This is a genomic window from Gimesia chilikensis, assembly GCF_007744075.1.
Taxonomy (GTDB): Bacteria; Planctomycetota; Planctomycetia; order Planctomycetales; family Planctomycetaceae; genus Gimesia; species Gimesia chilikensis_A.
In genome coordinates, this window is sequence record NZ_CP036266.1 from 2,465,748 (window position 1) to 2,491,945 (window position 26,198).

Consider the following 26,198-nt stretch of genomic DNA (forward strand, 5'->3'; position numbering starts at 1 on the left):
TACACGATCTTCTCGGATGCGACCCCGGTCGACACGTTCCGGGTCAGTCATCAGACCAGTTCGGACGACTTCCTGGATGACGGCACCTGGTGGGAATACATTGGCGATCCAGTCGTCATCGACGGCAACACGCTGACCGTGATGCTGAGCGACGATGCGGACGGTATTGTCTACGCCGATGAAATCCGGATCATCCGGGTGGTTGATCCGGTGATCAAGGTCGAAGTGGACGGCGGAACCGTGGAAGACAGCGGTGCCGTGGACTTCGAAGACACGATCACCGGTGCTCCCGTGGTCAAGACCTTCACCGTAACGAACTTCGGCGAACGGAACATGGCCCTGGGCGGCATCAACGTTCCGACCGGGTTCAGCCTGGTCTCCGGGTTCGGGAATACAAACCTGGCCCCCGGTGCTTCGACGACCTTCACCCTGCAGATGGACGCCAGCGTGGGCGGCAGCTTCAGCGGGATGGTGAGCTTCGGCGGTGACCTGGCAGTCGAGAATCCCTTCAACTTCACGGTCAGCGGTTCGGCTGCGGACTCGATGATCATCGACAACGGTGACTCCGGTTACAGCACCAGTGGTGCTGCCTGGAACCGTGAAGTGCGTACCTTTGGTGATGACACGCAATACTTCCAGCGGGACCAGGATGTACTGCTGGGCGGCGATCTGCCGGGTGTCAACACGGCGACCTGGACGTTCGATAATCTGGGCGCCGGTACTTACCAGGTGGCTACGCACTGGCTGAACCACAGCGGATACGCGTCCAATGCCCAGATCACGATCGCGGGCATCGAAGGGGGACCGATCACGGTCACTCTGGACCAGCGGTTCTACCCGCAGGGCTTCAGTGCTGACGGCTCGATCTGGCAGGAACTGGGTAACTTCCAGGTGGCTGCCGGCAACACGCTGACGGTGACCATCTCGGACGATGGTGCAAACGGCAACCTGGCTGCCGACGCGATGCGGCTGGAACTGCTGACTCCCGGATCGACGGCTCCGGAAATCGATGTTGCCGCCGGGGCCACGGCCCTGACCAGTGGCGTGAGCGGCATCGATCTGGGCACCGCCTTCTTCGGCGAAACCCTGTCGCAGACCTTCACGATTACCAATACGGGGACCAACACGCTGAACCTGGGAGCCATCACTCTGCCAGGATCGGGTGAGTATACGGTCTCGTCTCCGCTGGGGACGACGACTCTGTTCGCCGGTCAGTCGACGACCTTCGAGATCTCGTTCAACAGCACCGGAGCCGCCGGTGTGGTTGCTGGTCTGGTCGAAATCGCCACGAACGACAGCGATGAGAACCCGTTCACGTTCAACATCACCGCCGAAATGACGGACGTGGTGCTGATCGACAATGGTGACGTGGGTTACAGCAGCACCGGCAGCTGGAACACGCTGTACTACGATGCCCGCTACTTCGAAAGTGATGCTCAGAGACTGAACCTGGGTCAGAGCGGAACGGCGACCTGGGACTTCACGAACCTGACCGCCGGAACCTACACCGTCTCCGCGACCTGGCTGAATGACCCGTTACGGGCCACGAACGCCGAGTACAATGTTGCCGGCGTGGGCCCCGTGGTGGTCGACCAGCAAGTCGCACCGAATGACTTTGCCGCCGACGGCTTCAACTGGGAAATCCTGACGGCCGCGGTTGTGGTGGCTCCCGGTGGTTCGATCACCGTGACCCTGAGCGACAACGGTCCGGCCAATGGTGCGATCAACGCTGATGCGATCCGCATCCAGCGGGTAGGACCGCTGATGGCGGCCGCCGGTGTGAGCAGCACTGCGGCTCCGTCGATCACCCAGTCTGACCTGGACTCGGTTGTGGATGCGGCCCTGAGTTACTGGGAAACAGCAGGGCTGAGCGACGCTCAGCTGGAACTGCTGGGTTCGGTGAACTTCGTACTGACCGACCTGCCCGATGCAATGCTCGGTGGTGCTTCGGGTACAACGGTTCTGATCGACGTCAACGCCGCCGGTTACGGCTGGTTCGTCGATGGGACGCCGCTGGACAGCAGCGAGTTCACACTGCTGGACGGCAGCCTGCTGGCCGGTTCCGGCAGCGACGCCTTCGGTCAGATGGATCTGCTGACAGTCGTAATGCACGAGCTGGGTCACACACTAGGTCTGGAAGACCTGGACTCAGACGGTACCCTGATGAGCGAGTCGCTGGACGTCTCCGAACGTCGCCTGCCGAGTGCAGACGAACTCGACGACTTCTTCAGCGGCATCGCCGGCGGAGACAACCCGCTGCTGGACTAATTAAACCAGTCCAGTTACAAACAGTCCCGACAGGCCCCCGGAAACCCAAGGTTTCCGGGGGCTATTTTTGTTTTGGAAGGAGCTGTGCTGATTTATACGAATTTATCAGTCTAGATCGTGCCGTAAAACACTGCTGCAAGGTAACGGATCTGTTTTAATCGTCCGTTCGTCTGTTTTTGTCATTGTTTTATGACTTGTAAATCATGTATGTTAGCTAAGTGAATCCAATGTCAGATATTCTATCTGCATGGAGAGACAGGGCCCATCAGGTTCGCGACCTGGCACATCAATAATACAGGGAAAATCCCATCAGGGAATCTACGGGGCTGTCCTCGATACATTGCAGAGCGGAGTGAATGAGATGTTTCTGACCCACTGGCTGCAGGCGATTTCAGCGCGTTCATCTAATCGCCCGTCAGTTCGCCGCCGTCAGCGCCGGAACTTACGTCAGACAGTGACTGATTCTTCTGCCCGGCAGATCCAGTGCATTGAGCTACTGGAAGACCGAACTCTCTTGACCAGCCTGTTTCAGGGGGAACTTCTGCCTGATGCTGCACTCGCTCCATTCGATACGGATCAGTCAGGTTCTGCGGTTGCTGTTTCCGGGGACTGGCTGGTGGTAGGCATCCCCAATGCAGATCCGGCGGGAATTGATAATGCGGGAGCCGTCACACTGTATACCCGCAATGATTCAGGCACGCCTGATGATCAAACCGATGACAGCTGGGATTATCATTCGACACTCGTTTCACCTCGTGCAGATAATACAGATCAGGATCTGTTCGGAACGTCGGTCGCCATTGATGGTGATACACTGCTGATCGGTGCGATCGGAGCAGACGAGGGAGATACCTTCGGATCGGCATATCTTTTCAGACGAAATGAACAGGGGACTGCCTCAAATCTGAGTGATGATACCTGGGACGCGCTGGCGACCCTCTCGCGTCCTGTAGTATTGGCGAACGATGCGGCGGAAGACTTTGGACTGGCTGTGGACCTCAAAGGCAATACTGCTGTAGTGGGGGCACAACTGGATTCGTATGGGGCTGCTGCGTCATCAGGAGCCGTCTATGTCTTCACGACTGACGACGATTGGACGACGGTTTCAGTCGATCAACTGAAAGCCGGTGATGCCTCTGCTGATGCCTGGCTGGGTTCTGCCGTGGCGATCAGTCAGGATGAATCGATCATCATCGCCGGGGCGGTGCAGGATCAAGGCAAGGGGGCCGCTTATCTGTTCGAACGCAGTTCAAATGGCGCGGGTGTTGCGGATGATACCTGGGGAGAAATCAAGAAACTGTCGGGAACCACCGGTTCCGACCTGGGCAGCGCCGTTGATATCGATGATCGCTATGCCGCGGTCGGTGCCGCCGGCGATACGTATGGCGGGTCGGTGTCGATTCTGGACGGTTCACAAAGCTGGAATATCGTCGAGAAACTGCGAGCCAGCGAATATCCCAATTCGACAGACTCAGGTGGTTTCGGATCGGCTGTCTCCATCGCGGGTATGAGCCTGGTCGTGGGAGATCCTCTGAGCAATGGGAGCACCGGGGCGGCATATCTGTTTGAAGGTTCGCTGGGCTGGAGTACGGCTGTAGAGGAGTCACTGATTGCTGCCGATACTGAAACCGGCAGTGGCTATGGTTCCGCGATCGCCATTGATGGAGAGACGATTGTCAGTGGTGCACCGCTGCACAACCACGGTGCAACCGATACCGGTAGCGCCTATGTGTTTGGTTTTCCTCCCGTGATTGACTTTATCACCCAGATCGTGAACGGCGATTTGCTGATTGACCATCAGACGGTCTCCGATTCGAACCTGTCGATGACGATCAGTGGGGGGCAGCTGATCGTGAGTGTGGTCGATAATCTGATCACAGCGCCGGTTGGTGGAACACAGATCGATGCGCAGACGATTGCCGTGTCGTTATCGATGCTGACAGGCAGCACCGTTTATCTGACAGGGGGAGCGGGAAACGAACAGGTCACCCTGGATACGTCCCTGGCTGCAGCCGGGCTCAGAATCGACTACGACGGCGACGATGGATCGGGGGATGATACGATTATCCTGAGTGGGTCTGCAGACTCCCTATCTTCCTGGATGGGAGGATCCCAATCAGGCTGGGTGCGTTTGAATGAATTCGACCTGGATTTTCTCTTCTATTCTCACCAGGATCGGATGATCTGGGATGTGGCGACGGCCCACCTTGATCTGAATTATGACAATGACACCCAGACGATTGATTTTAACGCGGACCTAAGTGGTGGATTTCAGGTAATCTCCGGTTCCGGTCCGGAACTGAAGGTCTTGCAGATTCCTTCCACAACCCTGAATCTGAACAGTGGTGCCGGGTTGGATTATGTCAACATCAATTCCGTGGGACAGGATGGGACTGCCGACCTGATCATTACCGAAACACGCGGCGATGACTGGGTTGAATTCGGAAACTCGCTTGACCTGGGCAGTGGTGATCTGGAGCTGCACGTCAATCGAGCTACTTTTGGTGAGAATGTCACGACCACCGGAAACGTGCATGTCGAAGCCGCTTCGATTTTTACGGATAGCACAACACCGCTGAATACCGGCGGTGGAAATATTTACTTTGAGTCGACTGGTCTCAACCTGGGTGAGATCATTACCACAGGAGATGTCTGGATCGATGCCAGCGCTTCCATAATCGATAACAATGGCTCCAGTAATAACATTACGGCTGCACGGGCAGTGATCCTGAGTGGATCTTCGACGAATTCAATGGAGACTCAGGTGGGTTATCTCGAGGTTGCCACGGTCGGCTTTGTGCAGGTTCAAAACACAGGGGACCTCGTGATCGGGGATGCGGGTGACCTGACCGGGATTTACGCCAGGGACAGTACCATTTATGTCAATACAACGGGTTCACTGGATGTCCGGGAATCGATTCAGACGGGGACCTCACTCAGTCTCTACGCCGGCGGGGATATCACCATTCGGGCTGGCGTGATTGTGAAATCGGAGGACAGCTCGTTTGGTGTAAGCCTCGTTGCAGACGATGATATTCTGGTGGAAGAAGGAGCCCAGCTGATCGCGCTGACCGGGGGCGTGGGACTGGAAGCTAAGAACATGGTCGCGGACAATGCGAATATTGCCGTCGAACTGTGGGGACAGACTCATTCCGCAGACGGCACCTCGGTTTATGGCGGCGTCAATTCGGATGTTTTTTACATCACTCCCAGTCTCGAGTCCGAAATTACCGTCAATGGATTATCGCCGGCGACTCCCGGTGACACACTCTTTTATAATGAACCGACCGACGGTGCGTATATTGATTACGACAGTGAGAATGCGCGGCTGGATTATGCAGGCGGATATCAGAGTATCTTTGTCACAGGTATCGAAAACCTGGAAGCGGGATTCAGTGTGCCTGACCCCGCGCATCTGATGATTAAGGGGACTTCAGGCGACGATGTGCTGACCATTACTGCCAGCGATAATAACTCTGGTTCTTACCAGTTGAACGCTGGTCCTGTCGTCAACTTTTTCAGTATCTCATCCCTGGAGTTCTACGGATTCGAAGGGGACGATCAGCTGATCATTAACAATCCCGCAGGCGGCGTCTTTGCACCTGAGGATGGAATCTACTTTGACGGCGGTGACGGAGGAGAGACCAGTGGCGACCACCTGGAAATTTCAGGCGGCATTGCGGTCGCGGAAACGCATCATTTTCTGGATGAAAGTCAGGGACGTGTGTTCTTTAATGCTGCCACCCGACCCGCGATCCAATACGCCGGACTGGAACAGCCTGTGGATTCGACAGTGAGCGTCGATCGACTCTCGCTAAGTTTCAGTGGTGTCAGCACCCTCAGTGAAGCGGGAGTCGACGAGCTGACCTATGAGTCAGATGTCAGTCAACTGGGGACCTTCCTGAATCCAGCCTTGAGTCTGACGGTCAATAGCGGCAACTGGAACAGCGGAGTTACTTCCGAGATTACGATCGATTCTCTGGGAGAGAATTTCAACGCCGATCTGAACCTGGGGCAGGGGGTCGGGGCAGAAACGGTTTACCTCGGGGCTGGTCTGGATCTGGACCAGGGAAATCTGCTCAGCCTGGCTGATACGACGCGAATCACTGGCGCCATTATTCTGAATGGGGATGTCGAAGTCGTTTCCAGTATTTTGAGCTTCACCACCTCTGACAGCAGTATCGACGCGGGGTCGGGGAAGATTCATCTCGAATCCTCAACCTCATGGTCATCGGGCCAGCTGACGACCACCGGTGATGTGAACTTGATCGCGGGCAATGGTCATCTGAGCCTGCAGAATTCTACGGAGAACACGATCACCGCAGGTCTGCTGGAACTGACTGCCGAACAGGGATCGATCCTCAATATGACAACCGACGTCGATCAGTTAGTCGCGGTGGCCAAAGGAGTCGTCAGAGTCAGGAATACGGGGGATCTGATTCTCGGTTCCGCAGCTGTTCAGACCGCCTGGAAAGGGATTCGTTCTCACACCAACATTATCGATATCGAGAGTGAGGGGGGCATCGATATCCACGAGTCGATGTCTGCCGGGATAGGGATATTGCTGGCAAGCGTGGACGGCGATCCGGGCAGCCTGGCGGAGGACCTGACCGTCCGGTCTGGTGTAAAAATCGAAGTAGCTAACGGGACAATCACATTTAATTCCGCAGATGATATTCTCATTGAGTCCGGCGCACAGCTCGTAGCTGGGAACTCATCGATCGCGTTGAATTTAAGTGTCATTACCACGGACTTTCAGGGGGGCGAGCTGGCACTGTTCGGTCAGCTCTCAGCGGTGAATGGCGCTCAACTGACCGGGAGTGTATTCGCAGATACATTCCATCTCTCTGCCAGTTCTGAGACGGAGATTACCGTCAACGGAGAGAGCCCTGCTGCACCAACTTCCCCTGCTGATTCGCTCTATTATTACTCATCACCGGGAGCCGTTCCCGAAGTGACTCCCGGTGGCACTGACAGTGGGACTATTTCGTTTACAGGCGGACTGGAAACGATTGATTATTCCGAGATCGAAGAGGTTAATTTGCAGGGGGTGCTCTGGGTTGAGGGAACCGAGGGCGACGATGAACTGTCGATCCTGGCGACGGAACTTGACAGCGGAACTTTTCAATTCAACGGCGGCTCTGTTGTCAGTTTCACCTCTTTGACACAACTGGTCTTTGCGGGGGGAGAAGGAGATGACATCCTGAGTATTCAAAACCCGGATGGCGGTCTGTTTGTTCCAGCTGAGGGAATTCTGTTTGACGGCGGATCCAGGGGAGAGACCAGCGGCGATGCACTGGAAATTCTGGGCGGGGCCGCAGCGACGGTTGAGCATCGCTTCGTCGATGAGAATTCCGGCAGCATTCTCTATAACGGCAGCGCCACGCAGACAATCACCTATACCGGTCTGGAACCGATTCTGGATACGATTGAAACGCAAAACCGCAGCTTCAGCTTTACCGGAGCGGATGAGACGATTACGTTGTCTGATGACGGTGTGGCAGGCGACAGTTATTCATTGATCGATTCCACTTTGGGTGAATCGGTCACGTTCCTCAATCCCACGGATGCACTGGCGATTCTGACCCAGGCCGCTGGTGGGACCGGGGCGGATACCGTCAATCTGAATGGTCTGGACAGCAGCTTCAGTGCTGATCTGTTTGTGACTCCGGGCAGTGATGATGCGGTCAATGTCGGCAATCTGGATCTGGGAGCCGGTGATCTGACGCTCTCGGGAATCGTCAGCTTTAATGGCGCCTTTACCACAACGGGAGGCGTGATTGTCGATTCCGCCGGCGATCTGACTTTTGCAGCCGGAGGCAGTCTCAGTTCAGGTGTTGATAGTGTTGAGCTGTTTGCAGAGTCGAATCTGTATCTGGGGTCGATTACCACGCCGAACCAGATTCAACTGACAGCAAGTGGCGGTTCGATTATCGATGCCAACGGTGCTGCGGAAAACCTGAATGGATACCTGGTGACACTGATTGCCTCTGGCGGGATTGGTGCAGGGGATGCGCTGGAATCGAGTATCGTGGGCCTGCAGGCGAATTCCGGTGGAGGACTCTCTCTGGAGAATACCGGTATGCTGTTTCTTGGTTTCTCTGGTGGGATCGAGGGCGTAACGACGAACGGAACGACCCGCATTACTTCGACTGACAACATGACAGTCTACGAATCGGTGACTGCTGCGGGAGGTTTACTGCAACTGGAAAATACCGGGGGAGATTTTCTGCTGCAGAACTCGGCCAGCATTTCCAATACGGGAGCCTCCGGTATCGACATTGATTCGGCCGGGAGTATCACTTTGGTCGAGGGGACGCGGATCGAGAGCAGTGGAACAGGTCTGATCGACGTGCAGTCGGTCAATAATCTGCTCCTTGCGAACCTGCAAACCTCCGGAACCGTGCAACTGACTTCAACAGCGGGAGCCATTCGCGATAATCTCCCCGGTGAAGGTCCCCTGGTTGAAAGTGAAACGTTGATTTTGCAGGCCGCAATCGGCATCGGCGGTGCAGGGACTCTGGACCTGGATACCGAAGTCAACAGTATCACTGCCCACGCAACCCAGGGACCGATCATGATCGACAATTATGGTGAACTGTTTGTGCAGCTTCCCGAATTACTCGATCTGGTGCTTGATGAAGACGCGCTGGAGCAGACCATCGATCTGTCTCAGATTACGACCGCGGGGGGAAATTCTCAGCCGTTAACGGTGATCGCGCAGAGCAGTCAACCTTCGCTGATCCCAGACCCGCAGGTGAACTATGCTGCGGCAGACACGACGGCAAATCTCGTATTCACGCCGATCGCGAATCAGAGTGGAGTTGCTACGATCACGCTCATCATTTCTGATGGAGGCACCGATTATTCCACAGAGACGACCGGCGATAACCGCACGATTTACCTCACGTTCGATGTGACGGTCAACTCTCTGAATGACGATCCGGAACTGGATTCTCTGTCTGATCTGTTACTGCTCAAAAATGCGTCTGAGCAGACAGTGAACCTGAGTGGCATTTCTGCGGGAGGAGGCGAGACTCAGCCGATACGCGTGACAGCGCAGAGCAGTCTGCCGGGGTTAATTGCAGATCCCGTGGTGAATTACACCTCTGACGATGCCACCGGCAGTCTGGTCTTTACGCCAATCACTGACCAGACTGGAACGACGACGATCACTGTCACCGTCGAAGATGGGGGCCTGGACAATAATCTGCTGACGACGGAAGACAATGCCACGATCACGCGGACCTTTGATGTCGTCGTACAGGAATTTGAAACGCTCTCGATGCGGGTGGTCGAAACGCCGACCTCGGTCGGTGGTCAGGGAGAAATCGAGAAACTCCCCGATCACCAGGCTGGAATCAGTGAGTGGAATACCTACTGGGTGGAATTCTGGGTGAATACCATTGATGTTGCCAGCCTGGGGATCGCTACGGTCACGCTTGATCTGAATTATCAGACCGATTTTACCACCGCGACGGACATTGGATACGGTACTGCGTTTTCTCAAAATCAGACCGGAACGATCGATGATCTGACCGGTCAGGTTACCAGTCTCTCAGCGACTGTAGATACGATCGATCTGGGTATCGACGGGCAGTTGTTATTTGCCCGGATTCGCTTCGATTCACTGGCCGATGATCAGGTGCTGTTGGATCTGGAGGGACAAAGTATCGGGCCGTATGACCTGGGACTGCAGATACAGTCGCCACAGATCACACTGGGAAGTGGGCGCATCAGCCAGACGCCGATCATCGATTCCCCCGGTGCCTCTATCTGGGCGAATCCCTACGATCTGAATGATGATGACCGAATCAGTTTTCGAGATCTACTGCTGTTTGCGAGTGTGTATAACAGTGTGCCCGCAGAATCCAGTTCGGATTACGCCTGGTTCAGTGACATCAATCAGAATCAGCGGGTGGATTTCAAGGACCTGATCTTTCTGGCCTCGAATTACAACAAGACCAAGCTTTCACAGGCAAATATTATCTACCCGACTAATTATCCGGATGCCTGGAATCAGAATTTAGAGGTTGCGATCGCGCCCCAGACCACTCCAGAGGCTACTGCATTGACTCAGTCGCAGGCGGATACGATGTTGCAGACCGCTGTCCTGGAAGTCAGCCCGACTGTTTCAAGTGCAGAGCAGCAGAAGCTGGCGAACGTCAAAGTGGAAGTAGTCGATCTGGAAGGGAGTACGCTGGGACGGGTGGTCGGCGATACGATTTATATCGACGTGAATGCCGCCGGTTATGGCTGGTTTGTCGATACGACACCCCTGGATCACAGCGAGTATACCTACGACAGTCAGTTATCATTAATCGCATTACCGGGCAGTGAAGTTGCAGGACTGATTGATCTCTGGACGGTGATTCGTCACGAGCTGGGCCACCTGCTGGGGGCTGAGCATACCGACGAGGGGCTGATGGCAGAGACACTGGATCCGGGTGTGCGAAAATTAACTGAGTCTTATGCAGAGACCGATCAGTTCTTTGGTTTGCTGGAAGACGAGACCGAACTGCTTTCGTTTTAGCATTCCCCCGGTGAGATATTTAGAAACTTTACTGGAACCCTGTTTGCCAGGGGGCAATCGTCCTTATGGACCCGGTGGTTACTGATCAACTGAGGATATCCAGGATTGGCTTCCCGCGATCGATTTCCAGACGTTTTCTGCCGGGAATGTCGAGCCGCGTGGGGTCGAGACCGAGCAGGTGATACAGGGTGGCATGAATGTCGGTGACATAGTGCGGCGATTCGACGGCGTGGAAGCCGAGTTCATCGGTTGCCCCATGCACGTAGCCCCGCTTGACGCCCGCACCGGCAAACCAGATGGTGAAACCGTGAGGATGATGATCGCGGCCGCTGGGCATTTTTGTACTTCCCCGGGTTTCCACCGCAGGGGTCCGGCCGAACTCGGTGCAGAAGACGACAACGGTATCATCCAGCATTCCGCGGCGTTTGAGGTCTTTGAGCAGACCTGCGACCGGTTTATCGACGCGTTTACAGGATCGGGTGTGATTCTCTTTGAGTTTCTGATGCGAGTCCCATTCGCCATAGCCGCTCAAATAGACCTGGGTAAACCGGACGCCCCGTTCCGCCAGCCGACGCGCGGCCAGCAGGCGTTTACCGTAGCTCGAGGTTTCGTTCTCATCGATGCCGTACAGACGCTGTGTTTCTTTTGTCTCCGTGTCGAGATTGAGCGCCTCGGGAACGGAGCGCTGCATGCGGAACGCGAGTTCGTAGGAATTGATCCGGGCCCGGAGTTTCTCGTCATGCGGGTACTCGACTGACGAAATGCGATTGAGTTCATTGATCAGCGCGTATTGATTGGCCTGTTCTTTTTCGAGCACCGTCTGGGGACGGGCACCAAAGGGGAGCGGATTGTTCGGGTCGAGCGAGAATTCCACGCCCATGTATTTGGGACCCAGGTAGTCGGGGCTGAAGTTTTCTTTGACGCGGGTGTCGGTGTAGGAACCCAGGAAGACATATTCCGGCAGATTCTGATTCAGGCTGCCCAGACCGTAACTCAGCCACGACCCGATGACCGGTTGTTTCTGATCCAGCTTGTGACGCCCGTGATGAATCTGGAACTCGGCGGCATGGTCATTATCGGTCGTATACATCGAACGGACAAACGAGATGTCATCGACACAGGTTGCCAGATGGGGCCACCAGTCGGTGATCTCGATTCCGGACTCCCCCTGTTTGCGAAAGCCAACCTGCATCGGCATGATTTTGTCATGTTCCCGTTTGACCTGCACCACCGACCGGGCCCGCTCCTGGTAACGCGGATCCTGAAACGGGTCGGGATAAACGGTGTCGGCGTAGGTCTTGCCGCCGTATTTATTCAATTCCGGTTTCGGGTCGAAGGTCTCCATCTGGCTGTAACCACCGGAGAGAAAAATCCAGATCACCGACTTGGCCCGCGGTGTGAAATGCGGGCCCTGGGTGGCGGCTCCTGAACTTGTACTGGCGGCCTGCCCTGAGCCTTCCCGGTTCAGCAGCATACTTAAAGCCATGCCTGTCGCTCCATAACCGAGGTCGGATAGGAACGTTCTGCGCTGGATCTGGCCGCAGGGGGGCTGCATGTTTGTCAGGTCTGATTGCATGGTTACGTCCTGCCTGTAGGGTTTGCAGACGCGGTTTTAACGGATGGTTACAAAATCATTATGGTTGAACAGTGCCTGCACCAGGCTTTCCCGGGCACGGGCTGCTGGATCGGTTGCGGGTTGTTCAAAGGGTTTCTTCTGTTCTGCTGGTTTCTGGTCAGTCGCTTGAGGAACTTTCTGGAACAGGGTCTGTTGTTGCTCCAGGAAGCGGAGTGCAGCGGACTGCTCACGCTGGTTGGGGGCGCGGGCGAGAATCAGTTCAAATGTATTCCGGATGAAATCGAGTTCCTGTTCGGACGGGCTTTTTCCGGTAAGTTGTGTCTTCTCTGACCAGAGACGCGATGCAATTCGACGGCCCTGTTTGAGTGCCAGCTGGCTGTTGGTTAACGCGAGTGCCTGTTGGGGGCGGACCGTGGTCTGTCTGCGGTAACAGTCGGTGGAACTGGGACCGTCAAACAAAGCCAGAAATTCCATTTTTGCTTCGCCGTGATAGGAATAGTAAAGACTGCGGCGGTTCGTGGTGAGTCCCTGGTCCTGTTCGATCTCCTGTCCGAACATCGTCGTATCCAGGTCATCTGCGAGATAAAACAGGCTGTCGCGAACGACTTCCGCTTCCATTCTACGCAGAGGGAATTTCCAGAGCAGTCGATTGTCGCGATCCGCGGTCAGATTTGGGTGTCCGGCTGCGACTCCCTTCGAGCTTCGCTGGTAAGCGTCGCTACTTAGAATCAGGCGATGAATGTGTTTCATTTTCCAGTCATGCGCCATGAGTTCCGCGGCGAGCCAGTCAATGAGCTGTGGATGCGTGGGTTGGGCGCCACTGCGTCCAAAGTTGTAGACCGAATCGACCAGTGGCTGTCCGAAGTGCCGCATCCAGATGTGATTGACGGCGACCCGCGCTGTGAGCGGATTATCGGGGCTCGTGATCCACTGTGCGAGGGCGGCTCTCCTCCCGGAACTCTGTTGGGGGAAGATTCGACTCAGGGGAGCGAAGTCCATCGACTGTGAGTCTCGCGGCTTTTCCGCAGCTGCCAGCGCGGTCCGGGCCTGTGTGAGCTGTTGTTGCGCATCCTGAATCTGTTTGCTGCGTGTTTTCTCTGTCTCGGGGAGCATCTGAGCGGTGTGCAGTTTCAATGCAGCAGCTGCGACCTGCTGCTGAGCAGCACTGCGTTTCGCCTTCCATTCCGCCTGACAGGCAGCACGCGCCAGGGAATCGGCCTCCGGTGACTCATCAATGTGACGGGCGCGGGCAGCGTCGACGCGCGCCTGGTACTGCGCGAGCTCAGCCCGGGCCGCTTCTAAATCTGCTTGCAGCGTATCCCGCTTTAGCTGAACCAGAGACAACTGCTGGCGGGCGGCGCTGATTTTCTGCTGCCACTGTTGTTCCTCGGGGGACAGCGGTTTCTGGAGCGTGATTTTCGAAGTCGCATTTCCCGTACTGAACCGCGTGAGGATCCAGTCGGTCGCGCTCGTGACATCTGCGCCCTCGGAGTAGTCTGGGAATTCAAAATCAAACCGGTTGAGTTCCCGGCCTCCCGGCTCAAGGAAGACGATGTGATCGAATTCCGCACGGCTGCCGGCGTGGGCATCGAGAAAGAGCCCGCGGTTAACACTGTGGGCCGGATTCCAGCCATTGAGGGCAATCGGCGTCTCTTTGATGATGATCGATTGATCCTGACTGCGGGTGACTGTCAGCAGGGCGATGTCTTTTGCAGGCTGCAGCTTGAGGTCCACTTGCAGATCGAGTGGTTTTGCCTCAGTCGTGAATGAGCCGATGGTGGTCACATTTGTGGTGCCGGGGGCATAAGTCAGAATGTTCCCCGCCTCGAAGGCGACATACAAATTAGTTCGTCCGGCGGCCAGATCGTTCGAGAGTTGAAAATTCACCATCTTGTCGGCGTGGAGTCGCAACTGAAAGTTAATTTCCAGTTGCTCGGGCAGTTCGTTCCAGCCTGTCAGTTCCCGGGCGAGTGCGCGGCGACCCTCTCCACCAGTCAATTGCAGCGTCTGCTGGCTGGACGGAGTGTCTGTGGTTCGCTGAGACTCCTGCCAGGCTCTGTATTCTGTCAGCAGTCTGGTCTGGATCTGCTCATGTTCTTTAAGCTGTTGTTCGAGGCTGGGGGACTCCGCGTCCCATTTCTGCTGTGCCTGCTCTACAGCCGCCGTTCTTGTCTGTGTTTCTTCCTCGATCACAAACGGTTTGAGTCCGGGGTACCAGGCGGTTGCCGGCAGCTCGACCGGTTGGATCTGAATTTCATCACCGCCCAGAAACTGAATCGTCCCGGCTTCAATGGGGGGCTTGTCTTTGACGATGTTCTGTTCCAGGCCACCGGTATAAAACCGGGCGAGGGCATCGGGATGTCGATCGTAAATACGGACCATGCCGGTGCGAACCGGTCCGTTTCGCACACTCAGTTTATAATCGGGAAAGGGTCCCGGATCGGCTTCACCGGGGACTCGATCGTGTCTCAGGTCAATCGGTTCAAACAGGGAACGGAAGGCGAAGTATTCTTCCTGGCTTATCGGATCATACTTATGGTCGTGACATTCGCAGCAGTTCATGGTCAGTCCCAGAAACGCTTTGGCCGTATGCTCGACGTTGTCTTTGAGCCAGGTGTGATAGTTCCAGCGGTAAAAATTCCGGACGATGAATCCGGTGGCGACGAGATTCTCCCGGTCGTTGGGGGCCAGTTCGTCTGCTGCCAGCATCTGACGGACCATCACATCGTAGGCTTTGTCTTCGTTGAGCGAGCGAATGATCCAGTCGCGCCACCGCCAGGTCAGGGAATAGCTGTTGGTCATGTCTTTCGCGCCCCGTCTGCCGTACCAGTCGCTGTAACGCCAGACGTCCATCCAGTGACGTCCCCAGCGTTCGCCGTATTGCGGGCGGCTGAGCAGATCGTCAATTACGCGTTGCCAGGCATCGGGGCGAGTGTCGTTCAGGAAGGCAGACAGTTCCGTCGGACGGGGAGGCAGCCCGATCAGATCCAGGTAGAGTCGACGGAGCCGGGTCGCTTTGTCCGCCTGGGGTTGTGGAGTCAGTCCACCCTCTAACTGACGGTCCAGCAGAAAAGCATCGATGGGATTTTGCGAGGGAGTATTGGTCTTGGGTACTTCAGGACGTTTGACTGGTTGAAAGGCCCAGTGTTCGGTAGGCGCTGGTTCGGGAGAATCGTTGACTGGAAATTGTGCTCCCTGATCGATCCAGGTGCGAATCAAGGCGACTTCTTCAGGAGTCAGTTTGCGTCCCTGTCCTTCGGGCGGCATGGCGAAATCCGGATCTTCGCCGATCACCTGAAAGAGCAGGCTCTCCGCGGAATTCCCCGGGACAACGGCCTTACCGATTTCGCCTCCCTTGAGAATGAATTTCCCCGCATCAAGGCGTAAGGCTGATTCCTGTTTCAACACCCCATGACAGGCGAAGCAGTGCGCCTGGAGCAGGGGTTTGATCTGCTGTGTGTAGTCAACGGGGACGGGGGGCGTTTCCGCGCGAAGCGGGAATGAGACACACAGGCTGACGCAGCAGGACACGACGAGGGTAGGCCATTGCATGGGAGGTCTCCACAGTGCAGATGAGGCTGGTCTCAGGGCGAGTTTCTTAACTTATTTTATATTTTGTTGTGTGCAATCTCCAGACTGGAATCGGAGAACCTGAAAATTATTGGAGAACCGTTTTAAAATCGGATGCCTGAGTGCAGAAGCAGAGAATTGTCGATCTTGATGTCGGCTGCCTGGTGTTCCCGTTCGAACTTACGACCGAAGACATAACCCGCCTCGATCAGATAACTGGCCCCCGGAGATTGAAAACGTCCGGGCGTACGGGGAGGCATTGATTCCCAACCCACGACCAGCCGCCATTCGCGATAATTCAGTCGTTCGGGTGAACCATCGCGGAGATTGTAGGCCCAGTTTCCGCCGGACATGCCCCCGCCGACATAGGCCCACTGCTGCCGCGTTTCGGATTCAGAAATCAGATACGAGATCCGCGGATTGGGAAGCATCAGGTTGACTTTGACGGAGGAAGAGGGACGCCAGGTGGCACCAATCACCGGCAGGACGGGAATGTCTTCCTGACCTGTCGCCAGGGCACCGAAGGCGAGATCCCACTCTTCGTTGGGGCGATAGATGGCAAACATGCCGCCGCGGAACTGCCAGGCCATGCTGCCTGTATTGTAAAAGTCGGTTGCGAAGACGCCACTCAACATCGTGCGGACGAGCCAGCGTTCATTCAGCGGACGCATCCAGGACACACCCAGCGAAAACTGATGCAGGTCACGGGGCAGGTCGAGTTGGACCGGTGCGTTGATGCGGGTAAAGGAATAGCCGGCGGTCAGGAATGGGGGCGGCGGACCAAACACCGGGTAGAGAGGCAGTTTTAAGTTAAGATCAGAAGAAATCATTTCCACGCCGTCAGCTTCCGGCTCCCACTCCGCGGAGATATCAAAGCGGGGACGCAGCAAAGTTTTCAGGTCCGGCAATGATTCTGTGTCGGGGTTCGGTGTCGGCTCAACCTGCGAGAACGAATCTTCGAGCGGCGGAGGAAGCAGGGGATCGCTGTCGTCTGGTTCGTCTAACTCCTGTCGCAGAAACTGATCGGTGGGGAGCAGAAAAGCGAGACCAGGCTCGGCAGCAGGAGCTTCTGGCTCGAACTGCGCGGGCTCTGCGCGCAAGCTGATTGTGAAACAGCATAAACCTGTTAAGAAAAATAGAAAGTGGCGGGTAGTCAACATGAGATTAGAATGGAAATTATGGCTGTGAGCAGGCCAGCGCAGAAGTGAGGGGGGATTTTAGCGCAATTTGATCGCTGTTACTACTTCATAGTTGCGTCCCAGGATTCGACCATCTCAAAAATCAAAAAAAATTCGCTTACGACTTGCAGATAAAACTTAGGTTGGGTGCTGATTTGTCCACAAATCCCGTTTCGGGCAGGATTAGGCAGTGGTCAAAACGGTATGCAGCGCTAAAAATAGATAATCAGACTAATATGCCTGAATTGATTCCTGATCAGTCTGTTTGTAGACCAGGAGTGGGATGGAAATGAAACGAAGAAAAATGCTCTATTTAATTATGGCTCTTGTCGTGGTGGTTCTATTCGCATTTGGCTGGAGAATCACGTCGCGTTCTGCTTATGAGTCAGCCGCCTATGATGTTGTCAAATCAGAAGGTGACTTCGAAGTTAGAGAATATCCTGATCTGAAACTGGCGATGACCAGTAGTGAATTTGATGCGCAGGGAAAAGATGGCAGCTTCATGCGTCTGTTTCGTTATATCGACGGTGCAAATCAGGAGTCGCAGAAAGTCGCGATGACCACTCCCGTATTCATGGAGCCTGAGCACGACAAGGTGGCTGGTCAGATGGCATTTGTCCTTCCGCAGAAATATGACAGCCAGACAGTTCCGCAGCCTGTAAGTGAGGCAGTACAGATTCAGGAACGTAAAGGGGGACGTTTTGCGGTGATCCGATTCAGCGGTCGTCTGAATCAGGAGACCGTTAAAAACGCCGAAGCAAAGTTGCGCGACTGGGCCAGCGGTGAGGGGCTTGTCTGCCAGAATGAAGTGGAATACGCGGGCTACGATCCACCGTGGACTCCCGGTCCCTTCCGCCGTAATGAAGTTCTGATTCGACTGGAAGGCGAGACCACAACGAGATAATCAATGCCGCCCGGAGGCAAGATTTCGGATGCCTCAAATTCGAATCTGATGACAGGCATTTGGGAGTGTTGTTTACTAAATGCTTGCTTTATAAACAGGGTTAATTGTGAAGAAAATCTGGATACAAGAATCAGTTTTTCATTGGTCAAAAAATTCGGATCAATTCTAAAATCTTAAGTAGATATGTTATTGACATTTAAACTGTGCAGAGCTTAAATTTAAATAATAGAGGTATGTTTCAAATTCGCTTCATCACTTCTTCAAAGTGATATACCTTATAAATTCTATCAGGCTTTCGCCTCTCTAGTTATCTGTGAAAAGTTTGCCTTCTCTGGCAATTGTTGTTTTCAACAATATAGATCTTGTACTTTTATTAAGCGCTTACAAAACCCAGCATCATTAAAATCTCAGGTTCTGCCTTACGAATCTGAACGCTTTATACACTGTCTCAACACGCTTGCTTTGCTGTGGAACCTCCCACTTCCGGTCTATGTAATTCCGGGAGACAATAAAAGTACGAGATGAGATGTTCTCCCTTCTCTTATCTTTTTTCATGCGGAGGTTACTATGAGACGTGTAACAGTCAAACGGGGTTTTACCCTGATCGAACTTCTGGTGGTGATTGCCATCATCGCCATTCTGATTGCCCTCTTATTACCGGCAGTGCAACAGGCCCGTGAAGCAGCCCGACGAAGTACCTGCAAAAACAATCTGAAGCAGATCGGTCTGGCACTCCACAACTATCATGAAACCCATCGTTGTTTCCCACAGATGCATGTGGAAACGCGCCGGACTGCTGCCGATGATGTGACCACCGACAGCTATCTCGCCTGGACGGTCATGCTGCTGCCATTCATGGATCAGGCCACGATCTACAACCAGATCAACATGAATACTCCCTGGCGGGCCAACTACACGGGAACGCCACCGCAGGAACCGCTGATCAAAACCGTCATCCCGGTATTTAACTGTCCGACTGACCCGATGGAAGGCTTGAACACTAATATCGGTAGCTGGGGCAAGTCAAATTATCCGGGGATTTACTCGCCATGTGATATCAATCCAGCGAATGGGCAGGGCCGCTGTTATGCAGGTGCATTCAACAACCATAACATTAACCGCATTCGCGATTTCACCGATGGTACCAGTAACGTGATCATGGTTGGTGAGCGAACCACAGAAGGGGTTCCGGCCGGTGGTCTGTGGATCGGTGCCTCGAACACCAATAATGGGCACAATTACGCCAACTGGCCTTACCATACGGCTCTGGTCCGCACCTGGCAGGGGGCGACTGCGACTCCGACCCCGTCCACGATCTACCTGATCAACGGAATCAACCAGTCGACCGGAACCAAGTATGAATGGTCGCTGGGCAGTTCGCATACTGGCGGCTGTCATTTTCTGTTCGGTGACGGACGGATCAAATTTATCAGCGAGAATACCGATGGGAACACCCTGGTATACCTGGCTGGTATCAACGATAAGAACGTGCTTGGAGAATACTAAGTCGACTCCAGGCTGAATTTGCCTCCCGGTTTCATCAAGGCTGGTGAAACCGGGAATTCTGTTTTACGAAATGTTCTGAGTCTCGCGATGAGATGGATGGATACCAAGGGGGGAATCACATGATCTGCAACGTACGAATCAAGACATGCCTTAGTCTGTTTGCTCTGGCTGCCTGTGCCTACGGGTGCTCTGGATCAGGAATCGATGTTGACCTGGCTCCGGTTTCGGGAGTGGTCACAATGGATGGTCAGCCGCTGGAAAATGCCATCGTTATCTTTTCACCCGAGAAAGGGAATCCCTCTTCGGGTAAAACCGATGCGAAAGGCTATTACGAACTGGTCTATGTGGGTGATGCCAAAGGAGCGATTGTCGGCCCTCACAAAGTGCGAATTTCGACCGGCAAGGCGACTGAGGGACAGGACTCGGCAAGCAGCGCCGAAGCGGATCTGGCCAATGCTTCGCTGGATGATACGGTGAATATTGATACTCCTCCCCCCGAGGATGGAGATGTGACACAACGTCGTGTCGTCAAGAAAAAGAAAACCGAAAAAGATCCGATTCCCGAAAAGTACAATACCAAAACAACGCTGACGGCTGACGTCAAGGATGAGAGTAATACCCTGGATTTCAAATTAGAATCCAAGTAAGCAGCCAGCTGATTCAATTCTCAAACCTCTCATGCAGACTGATCTGTAATGAGAGGTTTTTTCTTTGGGAGGGGATTGATGTACTCTGTCGCAAAAGACTGGCGGAACTGCGCCGCTTTAGCGTCTGCTGAATTTGCGTCGGACGAGAAAGAGTAATATTCCCAGTACCAGGACCCCGTTCACAGAGATGACGGCCGGTAACAGCCATTCGATGCGGTCCGGTCTGGCGAACCCTTTGGCGTCGCGAAGTTGTTGGGCGGCCAGGTGCTCGGCCTGGTGAAATTGAGCGTATTCCTCCCTGCTGAGCTCTTGATCCCGATTCAGATCGCTCTGAGCAAAGTGCTGCTTGGCTTGCGTGAAGCGGATTTCATAATCGCGTGATTTCACGACGTTACTGGTGTCAGGTTTGTCTTCTGAGAAGATTTCTTCGAAGCTGATTGTTTTGTTCTGATCAGCGTCGATGACCGTGAAATACTTGTCAGCAGGAATCTGTGTCGGATCGTAACGGAATTCAATTTCGTCCAGATCCAGAAAGCCACTCTGATTGCGATCGAACCGTTGGAACTGTTCCCAGGCCAGACCGATCAGCAGGGGCGATGGTTCGTCGTAGAATTCTTCCCAGGAAAGCTGTCCGTCGTGATCGGCATCCTCTCGACCATAGACGCGCATGGTGACGTAGCAGCAGCCCATCGGTGAGAAGCGAAACTCTGCCAGCGAGAAGTGTCCGTCGCCGTCAGAGTCAAACGCCGCCATCCCCTGGGGGATCCGTCCCGGGGTCGCACCGTTGGAGTTAACCTTCGCAAGTTCTTTTACATCCAGCAGTCCGTCCAGATTCGTATCGTGACGCTGGAAGAATTTCAGTTCATCAATGTTGGCGAGGGGGGATTTTGCCAGCTCCCGGTAAGTCAGCTGCTGGTCCTGGTTTGTGTCCAGCTCCCGGAACATCGTGAAAACTTCCTGCACCGGTTTACGGATGGAACGAATATACTCGTTGACCGAGAGACGTTGATCGCCGTCTTTGTCTGCGGAGGTGATATAGGAGTGGTACATCACACAACCATTGGGGGTGCGGAGTGGAGCAGCAGACGTGTGTTGCATGCCGTAGGCAATTTGAATCAGACGATCCGCTTCTTTACGGGAGACCCTGCCATCCTGGTTGGCATCCCAGTGTTTGAATTCCACCCGGGAAAGGGGCGGCAGTTGCTGTTCGAGTTCCGAGTCGGGCCATTCCCAATAGGTGAGCTGACCATCGGCGCTGGAATCAGCGGCTTTGAAGATTTTCTGCCAGGTTTTCCGGGCTGCGGCAGCCAGGTCGGCGACGGGATCCGGAACGGGACCTCTTTCTTCTACGGGCAGCAGATCGGGCAGGGCACGGTATTCATCTTGGGAGAGCTTACCGTCGTGATTAAAGTCAACCAGGTGGAAATCCCGGCGGGCAGCCGGTTGTGCGGACTTCGCAATTTTAGCGAGATACTCGGTTTCTGAAAGGTGGCTGTCCCGGTCCACGTCATTCAGGGTGAAGGCGGCCTGGGGATTCATTTTGGAATAGTCGACCTGAAACTCGAACTCATCCAGGCTCAGGATTCCACTCTGATCGCGGTCGTAGCGTCGGAACAGTTCCCAGGCGATGCCAATCAGCTGGGGCGACGGTTCGGCATAGAACTCGTCCCAGGAGAGTTGCGCATCATTGTTCTGATCTTTACGATCAAATACCCGCAAGGTGATGTAGCTGGCGCCAATCGGTGCCAGGCGGAACTCCCGGAGCGAAAGCTTGTCGTCTTTGTCGTCATCGAACGCCACCATTCCCTGGGGCAGCCGGTTTTTAGTGGAGTTGTTGGAATTGTGAGTGCCCAGTTCGTCGCGACTCAGGAACCCGTCCAGATCCTTATCACGGGCGAGGAACAGGTTGAATTCATCAATATTCGTCGAGGAAGCCGTCGAGAGTTCCTGGTATGTCAGGAGCTCATCGTGGTTGGCATCCATGTTCTGAAAGTTCTGCAGGACCTTTTCGGCGGGCAGTCTGACGGAGGGCAGGTACTCTGCTTTGGAGAGGCGATGGTCGCCGTTTTTGTCGGTCCTTTCGATGTAAAAACGATAGAGCACCAGGCCGTTGGCAGCGCGGAGCGGGAAGCCATCCACGTGCCTGATCCCGTAGGCCACGTCGATCATCAGTGCGGCTTCCTCGGGAGAGACGGTTCCATTTCGATTCGTATCCCAATTCTGAAATTTGACTTCTGCCAGTGGCGGGAGCTGTTCTTTCAATGCGGCACGTGGCCATTCAGTGGGAGACAATCGGCCATCGCTATTCACGTCAGCCTTGGATTGAATCGAACGCCAGGTCTGGTGAGCAGCCTGGGCAAGCTCTGCGAACGGATCGGGAACGCTGCCACGATCCCGCCCGGGAAACAGGCTGGGGAGAGCCTGATACTCTGCGAGTGAAAGCGTGCCGTTGCCGTCAAAGTCGACGACGTGGAAATTCCGTTTTGCCAGTTCGGGTTTCAGACCGGTCACCAGTGGCAGGTGTTCCTCCCAGGTCAACTGGTCATCGCCGTTTTTATCATACGCGGAGAACGCGAATTCGGGTTTAATCTTGGAAGTATCGATGGCAAACTCATATTCATTCAGTTCGAGCATGCCGCTCTGGTTCCGGTCGAAACGCTGAAAGAGTTCCCAGACCAGGCCAATGAGCTGCGGCGCGGGTTCCGTGTAGAACTCCTCCCAGGAAAGCCGGGCATCGTGGTCCAGATCTTTCTGAGTATACATTCGCAGGGTGACATAAAAGCAGCCGATGGGGGCCAGACGGAATTCACTCATCGAGAACTTGCCGTCACCGTCGACATCGAAGGCAGGGAACGCATGATTCAACCGTGCCGCGGAAGCACTGTTCAAGCCGATCTTCAAGAGTTCTTCCCGGCTTAAAAAACCATCCAGGTCGGTGTCACTTCTGAGGAAGAAGGCGACTTCATCGATGTAGGATGTGGTCGATTTTGTCAGTTCGGGAATTGAGAGATAGTCGCTCTGATCGGCATCCAGTTCCTTGAACAGTGCCAGCACTTTTTCTTCCGGCCAGCGAATAGAGGGGATGTATTCTTCTTTGGAGATCCGGCTGTCGTTGTTTTTGTCGGTACGGGTCAGGTAAGAACGGTAGATGACCCAGCCGTTCTCGGCCCGCAGCTGGGAGCCGTCGGTGTGCTTCATACCGTAGGCAATATCGAGCAGCAGGTCCGCTTCACTGGAAGTGACCTGCCCATTCTGGTCTTTGTCCCAGATCGCGAATTTAAGCGCGGCCAGGGGCGGGAGTTGTTGTTTGAGTTCCCCGGTTGGCCATTCTTTCTTTGAGAGTTGTCCATCCCCGTCGGCATCGGCGGCTTGCTGAATCGCGGCCCATTTGCGTTTTGCTTCAGCCACGAACGGGGCCACGGGATCGGGAACCGCAGCCCGTTCGCCTGGTGGCGTGACGCCGGTCACGGTCTGGAATTCTTCCAGCGAGAGTAGCTCATTACGATCGAAGTCACTGACGGTGAATGCCTGCGCGGCCTGTTCCGGTTTCAGTTGGGGCATCCCGGCTGTGAATTCGTCCCGGGTTAAGTAACCGTCGCCGCTGGAATCGATTTTTTCATACCGTTCCTCTGGTGTTGCAGCGTGAGCCTGGGGAGAAACGCTGGTCAGGATCAGTAACAGAACAGGCAGAAACCGACGGCGGTTCAAGCGATACGGGGCCGCGTCGTTTGCTGGCCGGGTGCTCTGTGGTTTTAGTAATAAAGTCACTCACTCACCTTTTTTCATCTTGGCTGCCGGGGGGGCGAAGCTGATCATGACGGGAAGCATCCTCTGGTTGTTACTGCTCGAGCAGAGTACCCGCTAAGGACTGTCCCTGGGGGCTGGCCAGGGCGGCATAGACTTTGCCGTCAATTTTTTCCGAGAGGAAGGAAAAATGTCCGTCGCAGTAGCCCGCATTCACGCCGCCGGTGTGCAGCGAATTAGGAAAAGGGGCTCTGCCTTCAGGCTGTTCAAGCCCGGCATTGATAGCGGAGGAGCCGGAGTTCGCGAGGTTGTAATCCACATTGCCTTCAGTGCAGCGACCATTGACACAGGGGTCGCCGATGTAGAAGCTGGTCAGGAAGGGGCTGGGGGACGACCAGTTGGCCGTCCAGGCTTTGGGATCGTAGCCGGTCCGAATATTTTCGGAGATCATCAGCGTATTCGAAGCACCGTCGGTGATGCCCGCCATGGTGTAATGACGATCGGCGCGGACCTCTCCTTTCCAGGTTTCGTTGTAAAACAGACCCATGTAAAAGAACAGGTCACGGTCGGAGGGGGCTCCGTCATCTTGGGTCGAAGAATGGCAGATGATGCCGTTACCGTTCAGGTCGAGCCGTCTGCCACGGGCATCGACGGGACAGTTATGCACGCTTCCAATCTGGGCGGTGAATCCAATTCCGCCGTTCAGGACGTAGGAGAGATTTCCTTTCCCCGGGATCACACTATGATCGGAGGGGCAGGTCAGGACGGCGATATGTTGTCCCGCCAGGGGAATGTTGACTGGATCTTTGCAGGACAGATCGAAGTCCCACTGGTTATAGATGTTTGCCTGGTCCAGATAGGGGAGGATATCGACAATCCAGCTGCGATATTGACCGAAGGTAGCGGGAGTACCGTCCCCGAAGTAGCCACAGGCGGGGAACCGCTGGGCGGTATCGGTATTCTGCAGCAGGGCGATACCCAGGTTTCGCATGCGGTTGAGGCATTGTGCCTGCCGGGCCGAGTTACGGGCGGTCTGGATTGCCGGCAGGGTCAGTCCGATCAGCAGACTGATGACCGCGGTAGCGACCAGCAGTTCGACGATTGTATATCCGGCAGTCGTGGGGGCGACCGACTTTGATTGCATTCGTTTATAGTTCATCAGCACGCGACTCCAGCAGCCAGGCAGCGATATAAGTCAGGACGGCGACAATAATGACGGCGTCCGCAAAATACATCCAGTAAGAGAAGGCAGAGCACTCTCCGATCAGGGGAAAGATGAGTTTGGCTTCCGCATCTTTTTGAGAGGGGAAAACCAGGCTCTGTTGCTTGTTCCAGTTGAGCAGGTAATAGGCGACGATGCCGGACGCGGCCAGAGCGGTGCCGACTTTGAAGGCCCACCTGAGGAAGGACGTCGAGGTAATCAGCAGCAACGGCGACAGTACGGCGATCGTCAGTAAACCGCCTGCAGTATAAGCGGCAAACAGCAGGGGAGAGACCGGGCCGACAAAGGGGAAGTAGAATTGTCCCTTACCGAGCCAGCTGACCATGCCGACGGTCCCTGCACTCAAACAGAGGATGACTGCGACGACAAACAGGGCCAGCTTGAATCTGGGGCTGGAAAGAAATGAGAGGGAGACCGCGGGGACGATCTGTCGGGGTGCCTCTTCTTCCTCTTGCTTCGGCGCACGGGCATCGACTCGTTCGACTGCAGCCCGGACCGTCGTCGACCAGGTTTCGTCCGAGTAGGCACCGGTGTCTGCTTCTTCGTCGGTTTCGTCGAGGGGGGAATCCGTCGAATCGATCTGATCTGTTTCGGCGTCGCTGTCAACGCTCGCTGTCTCAGCTGTAGACCGTCTGCCTGCGTAGTCCGTATTGACGGGGACGGGTGGAATCTTACTGTTTCTTAACGAGAGCAGCCGTCGCAACCAGCCAGGCTGGTCCGCCTGGAGATCGGCTTCGGATTCATCCGGTCCCGCCAGAAATGTATCCAGATCCTCGGCGTCGGCAAGTTCAGCGGAGACTTCAGAGTCTGTTTCAGTGGCGACCGGATCGGGTTCCGGATCTTTGCGTGCCATGTAGTACAGACCCACGACAGAGTCTGCCCGCTGCCAGTCGTCCAGATAATGTGGACGGACCTGGGTGTCCGGAGTGAGTTTTTCCTCGCGGATCATGTCGACCAGTTCCCGAAACGTGTAGGGGCCCTGTTCTTCCGCGTCCCGTATGCAAAACCATTCGATTGTCATAAGTCTTCAAACACAGTCTGAGTCATTCA

At 54.9% G+C, this 26,198-nt stretch carries 11 protein-coding genes; 5 read left to right on the plus strand and 6 right to left on the minus strand.

Annotated features, from left to right (window positions below):
• Positions 1-2,268: choice-of-anchor D domain-containing protein (locus tag HG66A1_RS09425; protein ID WP_197997064.1), on the plus strand; the 2,268-nt coding region annotated here is incomplete at its 5' end.
• 454 nt (positions 2,269-2,722) lie between these two features.
• Positions 2,723-10,801, plus strand: coding sequence for a hypothetical protein (locus tag HG66A1_RS09430; protein ID WP_197997065.1), 8,079 nt, complete (start codon positions 2,723-2,725; stop codon positions 10,799-10,801).
• Positions 10,802-10,886: 85 nt separating this feature from the next.
• Here HG66A1_RS09430 and HG66A1_RS09435 read toward each other — a convergent pair whose 3' ends face one another.
• The 3 genes from HG66A1_RS09435 to HG66A1_RS09445 form a co-directional block, all read right to left on the minus strand.
• Entirely contained in the window at positions 10,887-12,377 is a 1,491-nt protein-coding gene (locus HG66A1_RS09435) for a DUF1501 domain-containing protein (protein ID WP_145182580.1), read from the minus strand.
• A 36-nt stretch (positions 12,378-12,413) separates the two neighbouring features.
• Complete coding sequence (locus HG66A1_RS09440) at positions 12,414-15,929, minus strand: DUF1553 domain-containing protein (protein WP_145182583.1); 3,516 nt, start codon at positions 15,927-15,929, stop codon at positions 12,414-12,416.
• 122 nt (positions 15,930-16,051) lie between these two features.
• Positions 16,052-17,047 (minus strand): DUF6268 family outer membrane beta-barrel protein, encoded by a 996-nt coding sequence (locus HG66A1_RS09445; protein ID WP_145182586.1) that lies wholly within the window; start codon positions 17,045-17,047, stop codon positions 16,052-16,054.
• A gap of 367 nt (positions 17,048-17,414) precedes the next feature.
• On the opposite strand from HG66A1_RS09445, the gene HG66A1_RS09450 reads away from it, so the two are divergent.
• The 3 genes from HG66A1_RS09450 (at position 17,415) to HG66A1_RS09460 (ending at position 20,182) form a co-directional block, all read left to right on the plus strand.
• Positions 17,415-18,029, plus strand: coding sequence for an SOUL family heme-binding protein (locus tag HG66A1_RS09450; protein ID WP_232106787.1), 615 nt, complete (start codon positions 17,415-17,417; stop codon positions 18,027-18,029).
• 567 nt (positions 18,030-18,596) lie between these two features.
• A complete protein-coding gene (locus HG66A1_RS09455) occupies positions 18,597-19,535 on the plus strand; it encodes a DUF1559 domain-containing protein (protein WP_145182594.1) in 939 nt (312 codons plus the stop codon).
• A 119-nt stretch (positions 19,536-19,654) separates the two neighbouring features.
• The gene (locus HG66A1_RS09460) at positions 19,655-20,182 is read left to right on the plus strand and encodes a carboxypeptidase-like regulatory domain-containing protein (protein WP_145182597.1); all 528 of its coding nucleotides are present in this window, start codon (positions 19,655-19,657) and stop codon (positions 20,180-20,182) included.
• A gap of 117 nt (positions 20,183-20,299) precedes the next feature.
• On the opposite strand, the gene HG66A1_RS09465 is transcribed toward HG66A1_RS09460, so the two are convergent.
• From HG66A1_RS09465 to HG66A1_RS09475, 3 genes are all read right to left on the minus strand, one after another.
• A complete protein-coding gene (locus HG66A1_RS09465) occupies positions 20,300-23,950 on the minus strand; it encodes an EF-hand domain-containing protein (protein ID WP_145182600.1) in 3,651 nt (1,216 codons plus the stop codon).
• Positions 23,951-24,020: 70 nt separating this feature from the next.
• Positions 24,021-25,085 (minus strand): DUF1559 domain-containing protein, encoded by a 1,065-nt coding sequence (locus HG66A1_RS09470; RefSeq protein ID WP_145182603.1) that lies wholly within the window; start codon positions 25,083-25,085, stop codon positions 24,021-24,023.
• The gene (locus HG66A1_RS09475) at positions 25,075-26,169 is read right to left on the minus strand and encodes a DUF4339 domain-containing protein (protein WP_145182606.1); all 1,095 of its coding nucleotides are present in this window, start codon (positions 26,167-26,169) and stop codon (positions 25,075-25,077) included. Before HG66A1_RS09475 ends, HG66A1_RS09470 begins: the two co-directional genes overlap by 11 nt.
• Positions 26,170-26,198 lie beyond the last annotated feature (29 nt).